We start from the raw sequence: 1,578 nt of genomic DNA, 5'->3' as shown, positions 1-1,578 counted from the left end.
GTGCAGGAAAGGTCCACTCTTTGAGCAAATTAAGCTGAGAATCCTGTTTCACTTGATTCATTACTATTCACCTCACCGCCGCAAAAAGAATTCTTTTTAAGTACAATTCTGGATAATTTTCGAAACTCCTTTAAAATTGTCGAATTTCGCTCCTAAAAAAAGTAGTGATGAAATAATTTTCATCACTACTTTACCTCAGTAAGTCTTAAAAATAACCTCTCCACTGATCGCTTCCCTACCTGACTGGTTAGTGGCCGCTACGTTGAAAAAATATCTATCCCCATTTTTTTCTTTTAGATCCGCTTGAAGAGTTATGACATCATTCAAGAAAACMATCCCCTTGAAACGAATCTTGTATTCTTCGATAAATCCAATTTCATAAAGATTACTGAATAGCTTTGCAAGGTTTCCCATCGTCCACATCCCATGTGCGATGATACCTGGAAGACCAGCATTTTTTGCTTCCTCATCAATGGTATGAATGGGATTGAAATCACCTGATGCGCCGGCATATTTAATGAGGTCCAGTCGTGTTACAGGTGCAAGCTCGATGGAATGTAACGAGTCACCAATATGAAGTTCGGTTAATGTCGTCACTTACTCATCACCATCCTTCTGATCGTTTCATTTAAAATGACAAGCTGTTCAGCAGTGAAGACAATTTCCCCATTTACATCCGTCCCATAATTTTTAAAGGCTAGAAATCCCATTTCCCCTTGTTTCCCTTTTTTCTCATAATAGTCTTTCACTTCCGTATAACAGGTGATTTCTTCCCCTACCTTAAGCGGCCTGTTATATCGATAAACCTGCTCACCGTGAATCAAGCCTTTATTCGGGAGATTCAAGCTTTCAATCGTCCCAAAATCAAAGACCCTTGGGAAAGTTGGTGGAGCGATATTCGTACCGTACCTTGATTGCCTGCCTGTTTCTTCATCAATGAAAATCGGGTGGGGATCACCAATCGATAATGCGAATTTTTTAACGGCTCCCCGTTCAACTATATTTTTAACGGGGTTGGATCGTTTTCCAATACTTTCGTTGAACATAACATCCCGCCTTTTCCCTTAATTTTTCGGACCGCCCGCAACATATAAAACCTGCCCGCTAATGAATGAGGATGCCTCATCGGCAAAGAATGCAACAGCATGAGCAATATCACTTGGCAAACCRCTTCTGGCAACTGGAATACTGTTTGCCCTATCCTGGATGAATTGTTCAAAACTCACTCCCACCCGCCTAGCTGTTTCTTTCGTCATTTCGGTTTCGATAAAGCCTGGTGCAACCGAATTAGCCGTTATCCCATATTTGCCAAGTTCAATCGCCAGTGTTTTTGTTAACCCCTGAAGCCCAGCTTTTGCGGCTGAATAATTAGCCTGCCCGCGGTTCCCAAGGGCCGAAGTGGATGATATATTGATGATTCTTCCGTACTTATTTGCAACCATATGCTTCTGGGCGGCACGTACTGCATTAAAAGTACCTTTTAAATGCACATCCATTACCGTCTGCCAATCAGAATCGGTCATTTTAAAAAGTAAATTATCCCGGATGACCCCAGCATTATTCACGAGAATATCAAGC

Annotated in this window: 3 protein-coding genes; all 3 read right to left on the bottom strand. The window is 41.6% G+C overall.

Annotation, left to right across the window (positions count from 1 at the left end; all coding sequences use genetic code 11):
* Positions 1-195: 195 nt before the first annotated feature.
* Positions 196-597, bottom strand: coding sequence for a MaoC/PaaZ C-terminal domain-containing protein (locus AC1DVB_RS27135; protein ID WP_477591929.1), 402 nt, complete (start codon positions 595-597; stop codon positions 196-198).
* On the bottom strand, positions 594-1,046 hold the full coding sequence (locus AC1DVB_RS27130) for a MaoC family dehydratase N-terminal domain-containing protein (RefSeq protein WP_095678347.1): 453 nt from the start codon (positions 1,044-1,046) through the stop codon (positions 594-596). Before AC1DVB_RS27130 ends, AC1DVB_RS27135 begins: the two co-directional genes overlap by 4 nt.
* 18 nt (positions 1,047-1,064) lie before the next feature.
* Positions 1,065-1,578: SDR family oxidoreductase (locus AC1DVB_RS27125; RefSeq protein WP_477591927.1), on the bottom strand; the 514-nt coding region annotated here is incomplete at its 5' end.

It is taken from the genome of Peribacillus sp. P4_D6, assembly GCF_056401795.1.
The sequence above is the reverse complement of the archived record's forward strand: the minus strand, read 5'-3'. Positions and strand labels throughout refer to the sequence as shown.